The 209-nt window shown below is 41.1% G+C and carries 1 pseudogene; it reads right to left on the reverse strand.

The features are described from left to right. Nucleotides 1–209 (reverse strand): annotated as a pseudogene (locus tag NE668_RS10280) (ATP-dependent zinc metalloprotease FtsH); the annotation flags it as partial.

A 209-nucleotide genomic window follows, 5' to 3' on the forward strand; every position in this document is an offset into this window, starting at 1 on the left:
CGTTACCATAGCGAGAGCAGTATTAGTTACACTTAGAAGGTCCCAAGAAGCGCCTGTACTGATTTCATCTAAAATCAAGGCTGCTGCAATTCGACCACCAAGAGCAACTCGAATATATGCTAATAATTGAGATTTTGTTTTGTAGTTTTGTTCCTCAGAAGGAAGCATCATAGTGTAGCCACCAGCTGCACAACGAGGAATAATCGTTA

Origin of the sequence: Veillonella parvula, assembly GCF_024461875.1 — a bacterium.
GTDB classification, from domain to species: Bacteria; Bacillota; Negativicutes; order Veillonellales; family Veillonellaceae; genus Veillonella; species Veillonella parvula_I.